The sequence below is a fragment of the Coprococcus eutactus genome (genome assembly GCF_001404675.1).
GTDB lineage: Bacteria > Bacillota > Clostridia > Lachnospirales > Lachnospiraceae > Coprococcus > Coprococcus aceti.
The window spans coordinates 78134-95613 of the sequence record NZ_CYXU01000002.1; the positions used below are offsets into that span (position 1 = coordinate 78134).

The 17480-nt window shown below is 40.7% G+C and carries 17 protein-coding genes and 1 pseudogene; all 18 read right to left on the bottom strand.

Annotated elements, in window-relative coordinates; all coding sequences use genetic code 11:
- Window positions 1-191: 191 nt before the first annotated feature.
- The 18 genes and pseudogenes from ARA78_RS04750 to ARA78_RS04835 all read right to left on the bottom strand — a co-directional run bounded on the left by ARA78_RS04750 (window position 192) and on the right by ARA78_RS04835 (window position 17473).
- Window positions 192-1100: a sensor histidine kinase gene (locus ARA78_RS04750; RefSeq protein WP_055280100.1), complete on the bottom strand. Its 909-nt coding sequence runs from the start codon at window positions 1098-1100 to the stop codon at window positions 192-194.
- Between the two features lie 3 nt (window positions 1101-1103).
- Entirely contained in the window at window positions 1104-1949 is an 846-nt protein-coding gene (locus ARA78_RS04755; protein WP_055224328.1) for an ABC transporter permease, read from the bottom strand.
- A pseudogene (locus tag ARA78_RS04760) lies at window positions 1942-2394 on the bottom strand (ABC transporter ATP-binding protein); the annotation flags it as partial. The gene ARA78_RS04755 and the pseudogene ARA78_RS04760, both read right to left, overlap by 8 nt.
- Window positions 2395-2476: 82 nt before the next feature.
- Window positions 2477-3220 (bottom strand): hypothetical protein, encoded by a 744-nt coding sequence (locus ARA78_RS04765; RefSeq protein WP_055280101.1) that lies wholly within the window; start codon window positions 3218-3220, stop codon window positions 2477-2479.
- 124 nt (window positions 3221-3344) lie between these two features.
- A complete protein-coding gene (locus ARA78_RS04770; RefSeq protein WP_055280102.1) occupies window positions 3345-3833 on the bottom strand; it encodes a hypothetical protein in 489 nt (162 codons plus the stop codon).
- 151 nt (window positions 3834-3984) lie between these two features.
- Window positions 3985-4368, bottom strand: a complete 384-nt coding sequence (locus ARA78_RS04775; RefSeq protein ID WP_055155794.1) for a DUF6262 family protein — start codon at window positions 4366-4368, stop codon at window positions 3985-3987.
- Window positions 4334-5857: a tyrosine-type recombinase/integrase gene (locus ARA78_RS04780; protein ID WP_055155793.1), complete on the bottom strand. Its 1524-nt coding sequence runs from the start codon at window positions 5855-5857 to the stop codon at window positions 4334-4336. The genes ARA78_RS04775 and ARA78_RS04780 overlap by 35 nt, the downstream gene beginning before the upstream one ends.
- Window positions 5847-7604, bottom strand: coding sequence for a tyrosine-type recombinase/integrase (locus ARA78_RS04785; protein ID WP_055155792.1), 1758 nt, complete (start codon window positions 7602-7604; stop codon window positions 5847-5849). The genes ARA78_RS04780 and ARA78_RS04785 overlap by 11 nt, the downstream gene beginning before the upstream one ends.
- A gap of 6 nt (window positions 7605-7610) precedes the next feature.
- The gene (locus tag ARA78_RS04790) at window positions 7611-8741 is read right to left on the bottom strand and encodes a tyrosine-type recombinase/integrase (RefSeq protein WP_055155791.1); all 1131 of its coding nucleotides are present in this window, start codon (window positions 8739-8741) and stop codon (window positions 7611-7613) included.
- A gap of 168 nt (window positions 8742-8909) precedes the next feature.
- Entirely contained in the window at window positions 8910-10886 is a 1977-nt protein-coding gene (locus tag ARA78_RS04795) for an ATP-dependent DNA helicase (protein ID WP_055155790.1), read from the bottom strand.
- 21 nt (window positions 10887-10907) lie between these two features.
- Window positions 10908-11633 carry a DUF4240 domain-containing protein gene (locus tag ARA78_RS04800; RefSeq protein ID WP_055155789.1) on the bottom strand — a complete coding sequence of 242 codons (726 nt, stop codon included), beginning with the start codon at window positions 11631-11633 and terminating at the stop codon, window positions 10908-10910.
- Between the two features lie 525 nt (window positions 11634-12158).
- Window positions 12159-12653 carry a DUF3846 domain-containing protein gene (locus tag ARA78_RS04805; protein ID WP_055155788.1) on the bottom strand — a complete coding sequence of 165 codons (495 nt, stop codon included), beginning with the start codon at window positions 12651-12653 and terminating at the stop codon, window positions 12159-12161.
- A 56-nt stretch (window positions 12654-12709) separates the two neighbouring features.
- On the bottom strand, window positions 12710-13150 hold the full coding sequence (locus tag ARA78_RS04810; protein WP_008400020.1) for an ECF-type sigma factor: 441 nt from the start codon (window positions 13148-13150) through the stop codon (window positions 12710-12712).
- Between the two features lie 328 nt (window positions 13151-13478).
- Window positions 13479-14198 carry a winged helix-turn-helix transcriptional regulator gene (locus tag ARA78_RS04815; RefSeq protein ID WP_055155787.1) on the bottom strand — a complete coding sequence of 240 codons (720 nt, stop codon included), beginning with the start codon at window positions 14196-14198 and terminating at the stop codon, window positions 13479-13481.
- Window positions 14199-14228: 30 nt separating this feature from the next.
- Window positions 14229-14645, bottom strand: coding sequence for a metal-dependent transcriptional regulator (locus tag ARA78_RS04820; protein WP_055155786.1), 417 nt, complete (start codon window positions 14643-14645; stop codon window positions 14229-14231).
- Window positions 14646-14647: 2 nt separating this feature from the next.
- Window positions 14648-16147, bottom strand: coding sequence for an ABC transporter ATP-binding protein (locus tag ARA78_RS04825; RefSeq protein WP_055155785.1), 1500 nt, complete (start codon window positions 16145-16147; stop codon window positions 14648-14650).
- A gap of 10 nt (window positions 16148-16157) precedes the next feature.
- Entirely contained in the window at window positions 16158-16886 is a 729-nt protein-coding gene (locus ARA78_RS04830; RefSeq protein ID WP_055155784.1) for an energy-coupling factor transporter transmembrane component T, read from the bottom strand.
- The gene (locus ARA78_RS04835; RefSeq protein WP_055155783.1) at window positions 16886-17473 is read right to left on the bottom strand and encodes an MptD family putative ECF transporter S component; all 588 of its coding nucleotides are present in this window, start codon (window positions 17471-17473) and stop codon (window positions 16886-16888) included. Before ARA78_RS04835 ends, ARA78_RS04830 begins: the two co-directional genes overlap by 1 nt.
- Window positions 17474-17480: the final 7 nt, after the last annotated feature.

Genomic DNA, 17480 nt, shown 5'->3' on the forward strand with positions numbered 1-17480 from the left:
TCCTCCAACAATGCTAATATCCCAATGAAAATCGAAATAATCTCATAAGCCGTCATCGGCGCTAAGCAAGTACCCCCAGACACTTAACGCCCTGTCATGGGTACTTTCCTTAGATAGTATCCTAACATAAGAGCTAATGCTTCTGTAAGGATAAATAAAAATTATTGATTATCCCTCTACGTCGCAAAATACTATTTAGCATCGGTTACAATCGGAAAGTTCATTTCAACAATAAACTCTTTTTTTTCTATTTTTGCTTCAATCTCTCCATCCATCCGACTAACCAACTCCTTTGCAATAGATAGTCCCAATCCAGTAGATGTTTTACTTCTGGCAACATCTGCTTTATAAAATCGCTCAAATACCTGATCTATATTAATCTGTTCTGGATGTGTAACCTGATTGCTGATTCTAAGCACCGCCTGATTTTGATCACGTTCCAACACAATGCTAATCTTCTTTTCTCCATGATCCAGCCCATTTTTTATCACATTCTGGATAACACGGCAGAGTCCCTGCCTGTTTCCATGTATATACAACTGTTCTTCCGTAATCTGAATATCCGGCTGAATTTCCATTCTTACCCATTCATCATAGTATGAAAAAACTGTTTCTTTCAAAATCCGGTTCATACAGCACAATGTCAATTCCAAACTGTAAGATTCGTTTTTTAACTTTGTAAACATAAAAAGTTCTTCCAACATTTCATTCAGACTATGAATTCTTTCGTGGATAATGCTTAAATAACGTTTCTGATCCTCTATATTTTCACATTCTTCCATTAGCTGGAAATATCCGTCCAAAGATGTCAGTGGTGTGCGGATATCATGAGAAAGATTTGTATAAGTGTCCGCAATCAGAGCTTCTTTCTCCTGATAATGCTGCTTCTCTTTTCTTCGCAGTTCCAGAAGCTCATTCAACTTGTCAGAAAGCTTTCCTATTCCACCCACATCAAATTCATGGTTAATCAACATGTTACTGTCATGTTTCATCATAAACGCCAATTGGCGGCAGATGTCTTTCACCTGCCGCTGGTATTTCCACATAATAATAAATTGTAAGATAATAATTCCTGCTAATATCCCAATTACGATATACATCCGTTAAATATCCCTCTTTTGAAAAACAACGCTGCTTACTGATATCATCATAACGATGAACACTATTGCCACACCAAATGCCGCCAAACACTCATTTCCACTTGGATTCATAGGAAGCAGTGATAATTTTCCTGTTATCGTATACTTATAAATCTGGAAATTCTGAATTCCTATTTTTTGAATAGCACTATTGATCACCCCATACACAATGGTCATTACATTCATGCTAAGACAGACAGCAATGACCATGCTGATTACATTATTTTTCAAAATAATTGCAATCGCCATACAAATCAGCACAAGTGCATAATGAAGAGCCAGTTCAGTCACAAAATAAGATAAAATTGCCTTTGTATTTCCCCATTCCAATTCCCCGAAAACAATACCATTCGCCGCTGCCTGAAATAAGAATGCACCTGCCATTGTCAGTACCGTAAAGACAGCCAAGGCAATTGCTCTGGAAAAAATCAGAGTTCCTCTATTTCTAACCTGACCTCCTATATTCTTAATATATCCGCTACTGATATCCGCTGTTGAAAACAGAACAGTAAAAATCACCAAAAGCAGTGCATACAATTTTCCTTGAGAATTGGCAAAAAAGATATCATATACCGTCACCTTTTCTCCCGGCTCCGTAGGCAGCGTTACCATCATTCCCACATTAATATTATCCACAGTAGGTTCAGTAACCTGCTCCTGTTTCATGGCATCCTTTTCAGTCAAAAGCTCATAATCTGTCTTGCTTAAAGATGTTGTAATCAATAATATTGCTGCCAGTACGATCCAGATTACATACATACTTTTGGTTTTAAGCATCCGGTATAAATCCATTTTTATTATATTAAGCATGATCCGCACCTCCCGTCAGATTCAGAAAATAAGTTTCCAGTTCTTCACTGGTTATGGAAATCCCTTTTACCGGAATTCCTGCCTTTGCAAGTTCCATATTCAACGCTGCACTTTCATTCAATCGTTCAAAAATATGAATATGCTCTTTATCTGTTACCTGATAGTTGGTAAATCCCATAGAATCCAGCACCGGAATCGCCTGTTTCGGATGATCCAATGTCAACTCTATCCGTTCACTGCATCTTCTTATTAATTCTTCTCTTGTAATTTCCTGTAATAAACTTCCATTATGAATAATTCCATAATCAGTAGCAATCTTCGATAATTCCTCAAGAATATGACTGGAAATGCATATTGTCATATTCTTCTCTTTCTGAAGTCTCTGAATCGTATCCCGGATCTCTGCTATACCCTGTGGATCCAATCCATTGATTGGCTCGTCAATAAAATTGGGCATCCCTCTCCCAGCCCTCTAAAACACTGGCTTTAACGTCAGAGACACGAGTGTATCGTGTTCACTATTATTCTCAAAGCGTTAGCTCTACTCCTTCTTGTTCCAGTGCAGCACTCAACTGTTTTGCATAAGTCACCTGTCCACACTTTTTCATTCCATATAAGATTCTTAAACATATATTTCTTTGTTTTAGTTTTCTTATGAGATATGTTCCGTCAAACGCCTTAGAGACTATGTCATCATGAACCTCTTCCAAATGTTCAACCGCTAAGAAACTATTACTCATCTCACTAAAACATAATAGTGTATTTAATGTATTCATAGAAATGCTGGATAAATATTTTTTCAAAATCTCCCCATTCTTTTGTATTTTGCGTAAATCGAACCCTATCTCTTTACCCTTGTTGTCAGATTTACTTTTCTCAGAATAGTATCTAACCAATGAAGCGTATTCTTTTAATTCATTTTCTGTAATTGACCCGAATACTTTCTCGCATCCAATATTTACCGAAAACTCTCTATTTTCCTTAATTAGATTTACAGCATCTGAAAATTCTTTACTTCCGAGATGATATTCTTGCTTAATCTCATCTTTGACTTCTTTGAATTTCTCTGTTCTCCATTCTTCATATACAGGAAGCCGCTTCGAAATATCCCATATATCTGCTCTCGACAAGCTCTTGGTAAATGTTCCTAGCGAATATTCAAAGATACAATTATCCAGAAAATATATCAAATCATCAAATTTTTTCATTACTTCCTTAAATTCTGTTTCTAACAATTCAATACTTACATGAGAAATTTTGTTTTTTATCATATGTGGTTCATCTTCTTTATTTAGCTATAAATGAGCAAATTTGAAAAACTGCACAAACAAATCTGCTATACACGGACATTAAGAGGATTAAACAATTTATTGTCCGCATAATGCGCACAATAAATTATGAGTTTTGTGCACTTTTCGGTATTTGCTCATTTATAGTATTTAGTTCATATTTGAAGGCATCCCCCTCTTCATCGAAATAATAAAAGTAAATCATATCTTCTATATTCTCAAAATATGCAGGAATTCTTCTGTCAATATTCTTCTTATCACATGCTAATTTATATAGGCATTCAATACTATGCGTGTGTAATTCTTTTTTTCTTTCCTTTAAGACTTCCTCAGAATAACATATCCCTTTCTTTTCCTCTATTCGCCATAACATTTTTATGACAATCTTCAAAGATAGCTCAATGCTGTGTCTGGCGTTATAAACGATAGGATATACTAACAGATCTTCAACTTCGGAACCTGTTTTCAATGATTCCGTCAGAAGTTCAACGGTACGCTTGAACCCATTTCTTATATCCTCATCGGTAGTTCCCCCATTGTCACCTACGCATGCAATAATTGTATCTTCTTCATGAAATTCAAACGGATTTTCCATCTTCTATCATCCTCTTTCTTCGAATTTAACTTATCGATAAGTATATCATAAATACAATTTATGCACACCTTTTGTTATCTACACTTTTATATTCCAACCACAACAACCGGGAAATTCTTCCCGGTCGTTGCAGATTATTTTCTAATTCAGATTATAAAGTTTTTAATACGTTCAGGTCTTTCTTGTTTAAGGCTTTTCTCAATCTTACATTTTCTTTTTCCATTTGCTCTTTTTCACGTTTCAGCTCCCGGATCTGTTCTTCTAATACATTGATCCGATTCTTCAGTACAATGTCACCTATGTATCTTTTGGGGTCTATCATTCCTGCCTGCTGCTCCAGAGCACGATCCATTTCTTTTCTGACCGTTTCATTCTTATAAAAGAATCCTCTGGACAATCCTGTCCTCTTTGTCAGTTTTGGGACCGTCACTTTTTCCCGTTCTGTCAGCATCTGCCTGATTTCTGTCACTGCCCTGTTTACTTTTTCTTCACTGGCTTTTTTATTGCAGGCTATCATCGAATCGTATTTGTTCATATTCTTCCTCCCATCCTTCCAGACATTCCAGTACCATCTTAGATAATCGGTTTCTTGTTTTTCGTGTATCATCTGCCAGTATTTTGTTGCTCATCTTTCTGTAATACTTTACATTTCTCAGGCTTCTATGCCCCAGTAGTCTTGCGATTGTCCAGTCATCCACATGCATCTCGGCAAGCTTCATGCCATAAATATGCCGATACATGTGAGAACCGAATCCAAAATATTCTCCCTTATCATCTCGGAGATTTTCCTGATATATTTTATCTGTAATTTTTTGCTGGACTGTAGCATATTTCATTGGTTTTGAAGGATCACTTAAACTTGTAAAAATGTATTTACCTTTTCCGTGCTCCTTTTCTCTGTATCGAATCGCTTCCTTTATTAAGACAGCCAGTTCCTGACTAATCGGTTTTTCATAAAAATGTGTTTTCATTTGGTGAATCTGTATTATGGTTTCACCGTCTTTTTCAATCAGGCAGTCTGTCCTGAGTGTCAGTGTATCTGACATTCTTGTTCCAAGCATTTGATGAATAAGCATAAGTCTCGCCGTCTGCACATCCACTTTCGTAAGGAAAGCATTAAATCGCTTTAATTCCTGATCGGAATAAATTTTGATTTCTCCCCTTATATCTGGTGGAATATCCCGATTCAAAATTAAATCCTTTACCTGCGGATATTGATAGACGTCAGCTACCATATTCAGCAATGCCCGCAGTCTCGTCAGCTCCGCCCGATATCTTTTTGTCCCGGTATCTTCTGTTTTCATGTATATCAAATACTCTTCCATGATTTTCCTGTCCAGCTTTGAGCAGGAATCTACTTCTTTATTGTTTTCCTTCAGATATCTTGAAAACCTTCGAATGGCAGTCATTTCTTTTTTTACAGTACCGATGCTTTCTGTTTTCAGTTGAAAATAAATTGCCTTTTTTACTTCCTCTCTGAGATCCTGCTGGGAGATTTCCTTAAAATTTATAATTCTGGTCGTGCGCGTCAAATCCTGTTTCACTTGTATATCAAGTTTTTCAAGTTGCCAGACATCCTTTGTCATCTCATCTACATCAGCATCTCTTAAATCAAGGAAATAATCTATTAATCGGTCAATATAGTGCAATGTCTTTGCCTGTGATACCGTTTCATTCCCACAATGGGATTTTGCAATTTCTGTCAGGGGCAATCTCTGCTGTAAAAGCCATATTTTCATCTGCTGCTTCCATTTTTCTTTGTCCCAGTCCAAAAAACTTTCCGGTCTGTCTCTTCTGGTTTGCAGCATTTTACATAAATGATGGTAAAATCTTCTCTCAGTATAAAATTTTTCCGCCCCAAGCTGTTGTCCTCTGTATTTCAGGAACTCCCTCATTTCTTTCTGCATCTGTACAGACGGCAGTAAATCAAGGTCATACGAAGGTTCTGTTCCCATTCGTATTTTTGAAATTTCACTTGCTTTCTCATAAGAGTCCAATTTTTTTATGTAAAATTTATTTTCCACGTTTGCACTTCTTGATTCCTGATGCCAGGCTGTTTTCTCCTTTCTTGAAAAACTCCTGATTCGCTGCTGAAATTTTCTTTGGCATAAAATCCACATACTGCTGTGTCATCTCTTCATAATCATGTCCCAGATAGTCCCGGATACTCTGAAGAGGGACTTCGTCATCATATAACAGAGTCGCTATCGTATGGCGGAAATCATGTGATTTAAAATCATACCCTTTGAAAATATCCTGCCTCTTATTAAACAGTTCTTTCATTTGCCACTTAAACGAACCATACTGATATGCCCCTCCCCGTTTGTTTTGAAAAACATAATCCTCACTTCCAATATGATATTTTTCCAAATATCTTTTCATAATCTTATAAAGAACATCTGGAATCGGTACTCTTTTGTATGTTCGCATTTTCATCTGATAAACCTGTATCCACGCATCTCTTCCCTGCCAGGAATAAGCATCCCCTTTCAGGGTGCATACTTCACTGATCCTTAGTCCAATCAGCATAGAATGTAAAAGGATCAATCTTGGAATTTCAGGGAAATTTTTTAATTCTCTCAGAATCCTCTCATATATTTCCATCTCTACGCTTCGGTTATTATGACAATGTATTTCTTTTTTCAAATAATACTCATAACGAAATGGTATCCTGTCTATGATTTCTTTCGTCTGCAGATATTCATATAGCTGATAGATTGCTATAACAATATCATTAAAATAAGAAGCTTCTTTTAACTCAATTGTCTGGAAATATTTTTTTATTTCGGTTTCTGATGCAAGTTTCAGCTCCATCGCGGTTTCTTTTTCCATCCACATGGCAAATGCCAGAATCCTGTAGAATTCGGCTTGTATGCCACTCATTGCCAAATGTGTAACACCCAGACAGTATTTCATGTATTCCTGCAAAATTTCCCGGTTCTCTCTTTTTTCTATGCCCATAAAGGAAAATTTTTTCACAGGATTGGATGGGTTGACTCTATATTGTTCCAGATGCAGTCTTTCCAAATACCAGACTGTTGAATCCCATAAAATATTCTTGGCATGGCAGAAAAGATATTTCTGACATTCTCGGAGTTCTCTTTCTGCAAGCTCTTTTGCATATGCCGTATCTGCATATTTTTCAAGTTTATCGGCCTGTACCTGTGTAATATATCTTAAATCCTCAATATGTTCCTGCATACAAAATTGATATACCACCTTCAAACCGTTTAACCGCATTGTGCATTCTCTCAGCATTATGTCACGCAGTACGACATCTTCGATAATTTCTAAAAGCTGACGCTTGCATAGTTCTGAGCCGTTTACACGAAAATCCCAAACTAATTTATCAATAGCAACTTTGCAGTCATATCTTTCTGCGATTGCCGGATTTGGGTGATATGGTAAAAAGAGCAGTTCTTGGATTAAATCTGTATTCTTTGCTATCTCCTGTTTTCCTTTTAACGTATTGGCATGCTTTCTGATTGCATATAATTTTGCCTTATCCATTCCACGTAAATAGCTGCGTACTACTGAATCAGAATAAGTGCTTTTCAGATATTTCTTATAATCCACTCTAAGCTCATAATCGATGTCTGCTATATGCCACACTTCATTTTTTACCAAGTATGCTTTCAGACAGCCTTTTCCAGAGTTGCTGTCCATGCTTTCATCTAATTCCCGGCTCAGTTCTTCTATCTTCTTTTCCCGTTCTTCACTTGATGTCCATTGTTCTTCCGGCTCCCAAGCAAACACCCTTCTTGCCGGCATCTATCTTCACCTCCTGCTTTCCAAAAACTGTTCTACTCCGTAAAGTTTGGAATATCGGCGGTAAAATTCCTGACTTGCTGTTTTCAGCTTGTCATCTAAAACATTCAGATATCGTATGGTTGTATCGAGATGCTTGTGTCCCAGTGCCTGGCTGATCATTTCCAGCGGCCAGTCTGCTTCCCACCTCGTATTTGCATAATATCTTCGAAGCATGTGCGGTGTGATCTTGATCCCAGTCTTTTTCTCCATGCGTTCAAACATATCGTAGACGCTGTCTACTCTTAACGGCTTCCCTATGGTATCCCCTTTGATGTTAATAAACAGGTATTCCTGTTTTTGCAGGATGTCCCAGTATTCCCCGATATAATAAAGCAGGAATTCAAAGGTATCATCGCTCACCCGTCCTCTTCGCTCTTCGGCATTTTTTGCTCTTGCATCGTTTTCATTATCATCCCGGAAGTCTACCCGGATCTCATGGTTTTCGTAATCGATGTCTTTGGTATAATCAATTCCCAAAATTTCACCGATGCGGAATCCCAGTTCCGATGTCAGTAAGATCAACACCTGATCCCTGCAGTTTGTACAGGCTTCTAAAATCGTTACGATTTCGTTCCGTTCGGCTGCCCGGACGTTTCGTTCCTCTTCTTTTAAGTATCCTTTAAATGACCGGGAGCGGATGGTTCTTCTGACCCCGATGGCATTTGCCTTTGTGATCGGCTGATTATAGGATAATACCGACAGGCAGGAACCGTTATTTCTGACTACTTCTAAAAAAGAATAAAACCTGAACACTTCTTTTAAGTAAGCGTTACAGGTTTTATTCTGCGGTTCTTTATCCAAATTGTCGGTATGTTTCCCGGCTTTCAGCCATTTCAGATATTCTGCGAAAAAATCATATTGCGTTTCGTAATCCATTCCATAGACATCTTCTGCTTCATGTTCTTCTTCCAGCAGATATTCCCAGTAGTAGGCAAGGGCAAATGCATTTCTCCGTATAGTATTCGGGGAACGGTTTGCCCGCACCTGATGCATTAGATACTTGCTTGGCAGCAACACAATTTCCAGTGTTTCCATATCCCGTATAAAGAAATATTTTACGGAACCTTCTCGCTGCATTTCCACTTTATATCGCTTCATGTTGTCTGCCTCCTTTCCTCTAACGCTATACACAGTATACCCAACTCATGCCAATAAAGCTATCACCAATACCACCAATTCGCTCCAAACCGCCCCTGAAATACCACTAAACTTTTTGTCCTGTCTGCTACCCGGATCTGGGCAGAACCAATAACGCCACGGATGTTCTCAGCTATAGTACCGCTCCACTTTCCGGCTTCGGATAAAATTTTCTACTTCTTCGATCCGTTCTGCCATCTGGCACTTTGGCAGTGCTTCCAGAACATCACTCCGATACCTGCCTTTCTTTGCTGTCCGGTGATCCAAAATGGACACAACGCAGGTGTCCTGCTCCGTGCGGATTGCCCGGCCGAATCCCTGCCGCAGCTTCTTCTGCATATCCGGGACTACGATGGTCTGGATATAGGATTCCAGGGATCGGTACTGCTCCTTTTGTGCTTCATGGATGGGGTCCGGAACAGAAAATGGCAGTTTTACGATGATGAGAGACGATACCATGTCCCCCGGAAAGTCCACACCTTCCCAGCAGGAGCCGGCTGCGAACAGCACTGCATTCTCCATCTTCTTAAACCGTGCAATCTCTTCCTGGGAGTTTCTCCATACCTGCACCATCGGGAACGGGATCTGATCCCGCAAAAGCTGATGCACATTTCCCATCAGGGTATAAGATGTGAACAGTACCAGCGTATGCCCGTAAGTGGAACACACCAGATCACGGATCTGCCCGGCAAGCTGCTCGGCCTCTTCCCTGCTTCCCTTTTTCATAGGTCTTAAATGCTCCGGGATGTAAAGCAGACAGTTCTCTTTGTAACAGAATGGGGATTCTGCCACACACTCCCGGACGCCCGTTTCTTTTTCCAGCCCGGTCATCTGTCTGGTTCTTGCAAACCCGTTCCCGGCTTTTAAGGTGCCGCTGGTTAAGATCGCCGGAAATCCCCGGCTCCATAAAGTCGCATCCAGATACTTCGGGATCTCCCGGTTGACTGCCATAAAGGTTAAATGTCCCCGGCTGTCCTGCTGTAAAAACAAAATATATCGCTTGTCGTTCTTTAAAAACCATCCGAACAGCTCTTCCATCTCTTCCATCCGCCGAAAGATCCAGTAAGGAATATTCCCGGCAAGCCTTTTGATCATAAGCTGAAGCCTTTCCTGCATCTGGGCTAAGGCTGTGCCAGCTCCCGGCGGAAAATAAAAACTTTCTTTTCCAGCCATGTCCTCTGTGCCATCTTTCCGATGCTTTCGGATCTCCGCCTGAAGTGCAGAAAACCCTTCCATCAGCCGTTTTCCATCCGTGCCTTTATGCTCTCTGCCTAAAAAGTAAGCAATCTCCTGCACATCTTCCCTTCCAATGCTTCTTCCATACATCTGGCTGGCGGCTTCCGGGAGTTTATGGGCCTCATCCACAACCAGCGCCCTGTAATCTGCCAGAAGCGGCCGGTACCCATTTGCCCGGTGCATGGCATCTGCCAGAAGATAATTGTGATTGCAAATCTGTAAAAAAATGTCCTCTTTCCTGGAACTATCCAGATGCTTCTGATAACGGCATTCTACTTTTCCCGGACACTCCCTAGGGCAGAATTTTGGTACGCACACCAGCCTGCGGTCAAAACCGCTCAGGTTATGTACGGAATCTAAATCAAAGTTATGCCGGAGGGACTTCAATGCCTCCATCTGTGCCTGATTTTTATTCTTGTCCCGGACTGCCTCTAATCTCTGGGCCAGCCTGTAATCGCATACAAAATGTTCCTTTCCCTTGCGGACGACTGCTTTTAATTCTCCCTGAAGCAGATCTGCTTTTAACAGTACATCCGATAAGAAAGGAACATATTCCTCTATGATGGCTTTCTGTAAGGCGATACTGGAAGTGGATACCACTACAGACCGCCTGTCACATCCCGAATAACCGGAATGCAGTACACTATATTTCCGCATCAGGATGCAGGCTGTCAGATAGGCATAGGTCTTTCCGATGCCGACGCCTGCATCACAGAGCGTGATTTCATTTTTCATAAGGGCATCCAGCATTTCATGGCAGAGACGGATCTGTTCTTCCCTTACATGAAGCCCGGCTTCCGGGAGAAGCTCCCGAAAGATCTGTTCCACTTCGCCATGTGCCCTTTTCTGATATTCATTTTTATAACACATTACTTCTCCTTGCCAGAAAGCTTATCTTACCGTACCCTTACGGACGGGTCTGGTCGCTTCCGGTGTATTCTGTTCCTGTTCCTGCATTTTCTTTATGGCAGCATTCCCTCTTGCCATCATCCTTCGGATATCCGTCCGGGAAACATTCCATGTCCTTACTTTCTGAGGAGCTTTCCTTACCTGCTCGGACAAATGGCATTCACAGAGTTTCGGATATACCACCATTGCTTCCGGTAATTCCAGCGGATACTCGATCATGGGATGGTACACAATATCCCGGATCACCTGCTCATAACATTCCATCTGCATTCTTGCCGTACTGTCCTGATAGATATTTTTCCCTTTCATGGCACTGTAGACCTGCGATGAGATGTATCCCAACGCTTCAAAACTACAGTACCCATACGGAGTCACGCCGGAAAGGGAATCCGGATCTTTTAAGGCATTCAGATAAACTTCTTTTCCCTGGGCGATCAGCCACATCCGAAAATCGGAAAAACTGTCATCACTGCACCCTGCTTCCATCATAATACCTGCCGCTGTCCATAAGCCGTACTTATAAGCCGCATCCCGGTAACTGTAAACAAGATTGTGGAATTGGAGGACATCCTCCGGTGTCATATAGAAGAGCTGCTGCTTGATCCACACTACCGAAGCATCCAGATCGGTGCCGCACACTTCCTTTGCTTTTTCAATCAGATTCCAGAATTGATCCTTGCTCATTCCACTTCTTTTTGTTTCTTCCATCTGTTCTCTCCCCTTGATGTGACGTTAATACCACAAGAATACGGCTGTAGTCTCCTACAGCCGCATGGTATCTGATATCAACGACACACTTCTTCATTGATTTCTTTTTTATCTTGCTGTTCCGCATTTGACCTCGCACCCCCGGAACTATTCCTGTATTTCTTCTGGGAAAGGGGACACTACAGGCGGGCGGCTGGCCTGCCGCCGCTCACAGATGTCCTAGGGGTCTTTCTGATTACAACCCGGAGTCCATCTTCCGCTCTCTGGCTGGTAACGTGTATCATTATCCCCCATCCGTGATCCTGGCGAAAGGCTGCCACCGCCTTATTCACAGCTATGCTTTCTCGCTCCAAGTCTAAGAATCTTTACCCTATACTTAATCATGGCGCTCATACTGTCACGCTTCTACGGTTGGGAACGTACCTGTAGTGCCGATATTCACTTGCCAAAGAACAGCCGAGGGATGTCCCTCTGCTTACTAGCCGATGGCAGTGTATTTTTTTATTCACTTCACAAAAAAATATTTTATCTTGCATCCCCGGATCTGTTTTTCTTCTTTGCCGGATTCTTTTGTTTTGCATCGTTCTTCCGGCTTTCTTTCTGTTCTTTTTCTTCTTCCGGCGGCATCTTCATCACATGGAGTTCTCCGTTAAACAGAGTAAAAATTTCCGGTGACTGGTATTTTTCTTTAAACTTTTCAATCTGTTCCGGTGTCAGCGAAGTAAAATCATCTTCTGTCAGCCCTACTACAAGGAAAGTCCCGGCTATCGCATCATAGACCTGTCCATGATCATCATATAACGCCCGGTTCAGTGGCAATCCCTCAAATTTTCCATTGCCGTTTAAAAGGATTCCAACTTCATCATCAAACGGATAGGTCATTTCAATGTCACCGCCTACCGCCTGCTGCAGATCCTCCAGCTCATTTGGGATGTGCTTGACATAGGGGGCCTTCATCGGCTCGACTACCAGTACCGTCATCATTTCTTCCTGCATTTCGGACACTTCTTTCTCATCCATCGTATCAATCCTCCTGTCTGTTCGTTCTAATAGTCAGCCGATGAGAACCTTTTGTTTTATTCAAATTTCATGGACTTTTTGATCTTTTCCCTTAATCTCCGCAGTCTTGTATAAACCGTCTGCTCCGGCAGTTCCATGTGATGACTGATCTCTTTTGGTGCATATCCCATCATCTTCAGGACAATCATCTGAAGAGTTTTCTTATCAGTTGATAACAGAATCTGAAGCAGTTCTTCGTTCTCCACGGTATCCAGCAGGGCTTCTACGCTCTCCGGCTGGGACTCTTTGGTTTCTTTTTCTTCCAGGAGCAGTTCCATACAGTCCAGAAGCGAGGTCTGGTGTTCCCGGAATCTCCGCTCTGCATTGAAATCGTCCCAGTCATACTCCCGAAGCTTCTGGATCGTCTCTTCATCCACGCCCTGTTCACGCAGGATCTTCTCTTCCTCTGCTTTCCACTGGTTCCATCTATATTCTTCTTTTGCTTTATTGTAAGCCACTTATGTTTTCCTCCGATCTGAATTTTTGCGAAATCAAATCGGAGTGTGGCGGTGACCTGGCTCGTTCTTCCTGTCTACAGGAATGTCCGGCATCTCTGCTGTCTCCCTGCAAACACGGATCTCCTTTGTAATCATATCTTTACAAAGGCACAGTGTATCGGATGCACCTGTCAGCTAACGGTCAGAAACCTGTCAATTGACGGTCAGTTTTTATCACCTTCTTTCCAGAATAAATAAAAATAAGACGGACAATCTTTTTACGGATCATTCGCCTTACTGTTGCTCATTTTCATTATTCAATTCAAATTTTTAACCTGTATTTCGGATACTACTGCTGTTCGTTTTCTTTATTCAATTCAAATTTGTAGCCTATATCTCGCACACTGACAATGCAATTCCCGGCACCATCTTCAACGGCATTCAGCTTTTTTCTTAATCGCTTTACCAGACACCAAATGATATTTTTAATATCACCAACGGAATAATCTTTCCATACAAGCTGGTAAATCTGTTCAAATGTGTATACTCTCATCGGTGTCACCGCTAATAAGTATAAAAAATTATATTCTTGTCGTGTTAAATGTAACGCTACTCTATTCCAAAATACTTTATGTTTCTTATGATCCATTACAAGTTTTCCCTTATTAATCATCGTTTCGGATTGCTTTTGAGTTATTTTTTGTTTATTGTTTCGTCGTGCCAATGAAAAAATCTGCAGATCTACTTCTTCTATAGTGCTATTTATATCCATTACACAATCTGCACCAGCGTATATTGATTCTTTTTTCCATGACATACACAATAAAGAAGAAGCATCCGCCAAAATAATAATTGGTATCTGCGTTATTTTTCTAATAGCAGATATAATATTACTTATGTTCTCTTTATAAAGGATCACTCCTATTATAAGCACATCATAAGAAAATAAACTCAAATTATGCAGTAAAATTTGTAGATTTTCTGCATAATCTGAGTTTACCTCATTGAATAGTTTTCGATATGATTGATTGTCAAAATATGCTAATATCTTGTATTTTGTGTCTTTCATATTTAATCTATTTTAGCAAAGCAACCTTTTCTACTTCTTCACAGGAAAATCATCAAATATATTGTCAATTTTTTGTGAAGCAATCTCTCTCATCGCATGCTCTTTCAGTTTTTGAAAACTTTCATCACTGACTGCATGTTCCATACGACAAGCATCAACTTCTGCAATTTGTGGATTAACTCCAACGGATATAAGTTGATGAGTAAAAAAACAATGGCGTTCGTAAATTTTTTCAGCCATATCCCGGCCAAGTTCTGTCAGGTGCAGATAATGCTTTTCATCCATTGTCAAAAAACCGCCCTCTCGCAAAGTTCCTACTGCGTAACATACGCTGGGTTTTGAAACCTCCATGTACCGGGCAACATCCACCGAACGCACCATACCGAGCTTCTTTTGAAGTACCAATACAGCTTCCAGATAGTCCTCCCCAGATGCATGAATCTTCATCTTTAGTCATCCTCAAAGGCAAAGAACTTTTGCAACCGTTCCCGGCTTATTCTGTTCCATCCATCACTCCATAGCACTTTTCCGTTTTCTATAAAGACAAAGTAATTGCAGCACTCCGCAATCAGCTCCGGGTCATGAGTAACAATAAACAAGGTTTTCCCCAACGAACTCAATTCCCGCAAATTCTCTGCCACTTTTTTCATGTGCCGATAATCCAATCCGCTTGTAGGCTCGTCAAAAACAATAACCTGTTTATCAGACGCAATCGCGCTGGCAATCGCTACCCTCTGTTTCTGTCCGCCGGACAACGACATAGGATGGGCGTCTCTAAATTCTGAAATGTGCAGACTTTCCATAATACTTTCTGCCTCATGCACCGCTTTTTCTTCATCTGAATTATCCAGACTAAGCAAGATTTCATCCATTACACTTTCCGTAAAAAGTTGGTGGTTTACGTCCTGCATAACCATATAGCAGGTCTTAATTCTCTGATTTGCCATATAAGTTTTTCCATTCATGCTCATACAGCCTTTTGCGGTTTTGAGCAATCCGCATAAATTGTTAGCAAAAGTCGTTTTCCCGGCTCCATTGTTGCCGACTACTCCAACCACCGAACCTTGCGGAATCATCAAATCTGATATATCCAGCACCTTCCGCTTTTTCGTCTTACCTCCGGAAGCATTTTTATAAGAAACTTCAAAGTCCCTGATATATAGCTGCTTTGTCGCACACACTGTGCTCTGCATTTTACTAAAATCTTCAGACTGTAAAGTTCTAAGACCCAGCGCGTGCAATTCGCCTGTAGATTTCTTTTTGAAGTCGGAGATGGAAAGGTTTTCTTTTATTTGCCCGCCCTGCATATATAGAACGCGATCTGCAATATCCATCAGGTAATACAGGCGATGTTCCGCAATCACAATCGTTTTCCCCTGTGCTTTCCATTTCCGCAATACATCTTTTAATTCTCTGATTGATTTAATATCCAAATTGGAAGATGGCTCGTCCAGTACAAATATATCCGGTTCCATTGCGGAAACGGACGCACAGGCAATTTTCTGTTTTTCGCCACCGGACAGTGCAAATAAACTCCTATTCAGTAAATCTTCGATTTTTAACGCGCCTACCGTTTTTTCTATCCGCAAATTGATTTCGTCTGCGTCGATTGCCAAATTCTCACATCCAAATGCAATTTCACTGGTAGTATCCACTGTAAAAAATTGTGTCCTTGGATTTTGAAAAACAGAACCAACCACACCAGACAAAGCATAAAGGGATACATTTTTTACATCTATCCCTTCCACAATCGTCTGCCCGGTAAGCGTTCCTTCGTAATAATGCGGGATAAGCCCATTTATTAAACGTGTGAGTGTAGTCTTTCCGCAGCCGGATTCTCCGCAGATCAAAACAACCTCTCCGTCATGGATAGTCAAATTTATATTTTCGATTTTTCCTTTTGAACTGCCTTGCTCATATTGAAAGGCTACATCCTTAAACTCTATCATTTCAGCCCTCCTAAAAAAGCAGGAACACCAACAGGGCAGCAGTAACAATAATCATAAGCGCAAAATCTTTCCAATGGAAACCGATCTTACAAATGCTTGTACGCTTTTTTCCGTTTCCTAACCCTCTTGTCAAAGCTGCCGCAGACAGGTCATTCCCTATTGTTACTACAGACATCATAAGAGGGACAATTCGATATTCTAATACTGCTTGTGGATTCTTGAAAAAATTTTTCCCCGTGATTCCTCTCATACGCATAGCGTTTCCAATAGATCCCGCTTCTTCGGAAATTGTAGGGAAGAACCGGAACATAACAGAAAACGGGATAATGAATGCTTCTGGTATATGCATACGCTGCATGGCAAGGACAAATTCACTAACCTTTGTAGTCGAGAGAAGATAATAGCCCATCATGGCGCTTGGAAACCATCTTGTCCCAAATTGAGCCAACAGCGATATTATAATTGTTCCTATTAATCCCATATACGGAACAAGAAACACATTTACCGTCCACGAAACAATAAAAACAATTAAATAAATGATAGCAATCTTTTTCCTCCTGCCCGAAAGCAGGAGGAAAAAAGGTATCAATGCCAAAATCGGCTTTAACCAGAAACTAATACCGTCCGTTTTTCCATCAATCATTACAATGCTGAATATTACTAACATATACAGCTTTGTTCTCGGATCAATCCAAAAGCTCTGCTTAGAATCAACCGACAGTAATAATTCTGGTTTCATTAAACAATGCCCGCCTTTACAAAATGCTTCTTCAAAATTGCCTTGCCTAAATAAGCGCCGATCACTCCGCCGACGATGCCTAAAACAATAACTACCGGTAGCATCCAGTTAGCGGTAAGGCCCATAACGGCATTGATGTATTCATCCGTACCTCCCTTGCTTCTATAAGCCTCAAAAAAGGTATCTCTCATAATCCACATAGGCAGCATGGAGCCGATTACCCATTCGGTAAACACACAATATCCCAGCACAGTATGTTTCCAGCTTTTATATTCGCCTGCCTTGAAGATCAAATCAGCCAGGAAACCGAATACAATTCCAAACGGAATTGAAATCCAGCTTTGTCCCATCAGAAAGCAGAGGACACTGACCAGCGTACCCATAATAGTAGCCGCGCCGAATTTCCCTGTCTTTGTCAGAAACAGCATGAACGGGATGCCGCCCAGTATTCCCAACACCAATGGAATGATAACTGCAAAGATAGGAATGTAACCCAGCATACCCGTGATAAAGAACATCACAAAGTAGATGACAGTAAAGATACCAATGTTGATAAAGTCTTTTGCGTTCAATTTTTTCTTGTCCATTGTAGGA

Excerpts from the sequence above, each read along its gene's own strand:
- ARA78_RS04750 (WP_055280100.1), bottom strand. The coding sequence starts at position 1,100 with ATGTATATCGTAATTGGGATATTAGCAGGAATTATTATCTTACAATTT.
- ARA78_RS04755 (WP_055224328.1), bottom strand. The coding sequence starts at position 1,949 with ATGCTTAATATAATAAAAATGGATTTATACCGGATGCTTAAAACCAAA.
- ARA78_RS04765 (WP_055280101.1), bottom strand. The coding sequence starts at position 3,220 with ATGATAAAAAACAAAATTTCTCATGTAAGTATTGAATTGTTAGAAACA.
- ARA78_RS04770 (WP_055280102.1), bottom strand. The coding sequence starts at position 3,833 with ATGGAAAATCCGTTTGAATTTCATGAAGAAGATACAATTATTGCATGC.
- ARA78_RS04775 (WP_055155794.1), bottom strand. The coding sequence starts at position 4,368 with ATGAACAAATACGATTCGATGATAGCCTGCAATAAAAAAGCCAGTGAA.
- ARA78_RS04785 (WP_055155792.1), bottom strand. The coding sequence starts at position 7,604 with ATGCCGGCAAGAAGGGTGTTTGCTTGGGAGCCGGAAGAACAATGGACA.
- ARA78_RS04790 (WP_055155791.1), bottom strand. The coding sequence starts at position 8,741 with ATGAAGCGATATAAAGTGGAAATGCAGCGAGAAGGTTCCGTAAAATAT.
- ARA78_RS04795 (WP_055155790.1), bottom strand. The coding sequence starts at position 10,886 with ATGTGTTATAAAAATGAATATCAGAAAAGGGCACATGGCGAAGTGGAA.
- ARA78_RS04800 (WP_055155789.1), bottom strand. The coding sequence starts at position 11,633 with ATGGAAGAAACAAAAAGAAGTGGAATGAGCAAGGATCAATTCTGGAAT.
- ARA78_RS04805 (WP_055155788.1), bottom strand. The coding sequence starts at position 12,653 with ATGGATGAGAAAGAAGTGTCCGAAATGCAGGAAGAAATGATGACGGTA.
- ARA78_RS04815 (WP_055155787.1), bottom strand. The coding sequence starts at position 14,198 with ATGAAAGACACAAAATACAAGATATTAGCATATTTTGACAATCAATCA.
- ARA78_RS04820 (WP_055155786.1), bottom strand. The coding sequence starts at position 14,645 with ATGAAGATTCATGCATCTGGGGAGGACTATCTGGAAGCTGTATTGGTA.
- ARA78_RS04825 (WP_055155785.1), bottom strand. The coding sequence starts at position 16,147 with ATGATAGAGTTTAAGGATGTAGCCTTTCAATATGAGCAAGGCAGTTCA.
- ARA78_RS04830 (WP_055155784.1), bottom strand. The coding sequence starts at position 16,886 with ATGAAACCAGAATTATTACTGTCGGTTGATTCTAAGCAGAGCTTTTGG.
- ARA78_RS04835 (WP_055155783.1), bottom strand. The coding sequence starts at position 17,473 with ATGGACAAGAAAAAATTGAACGCAAAAGACTTTATCAACATTGGTATC.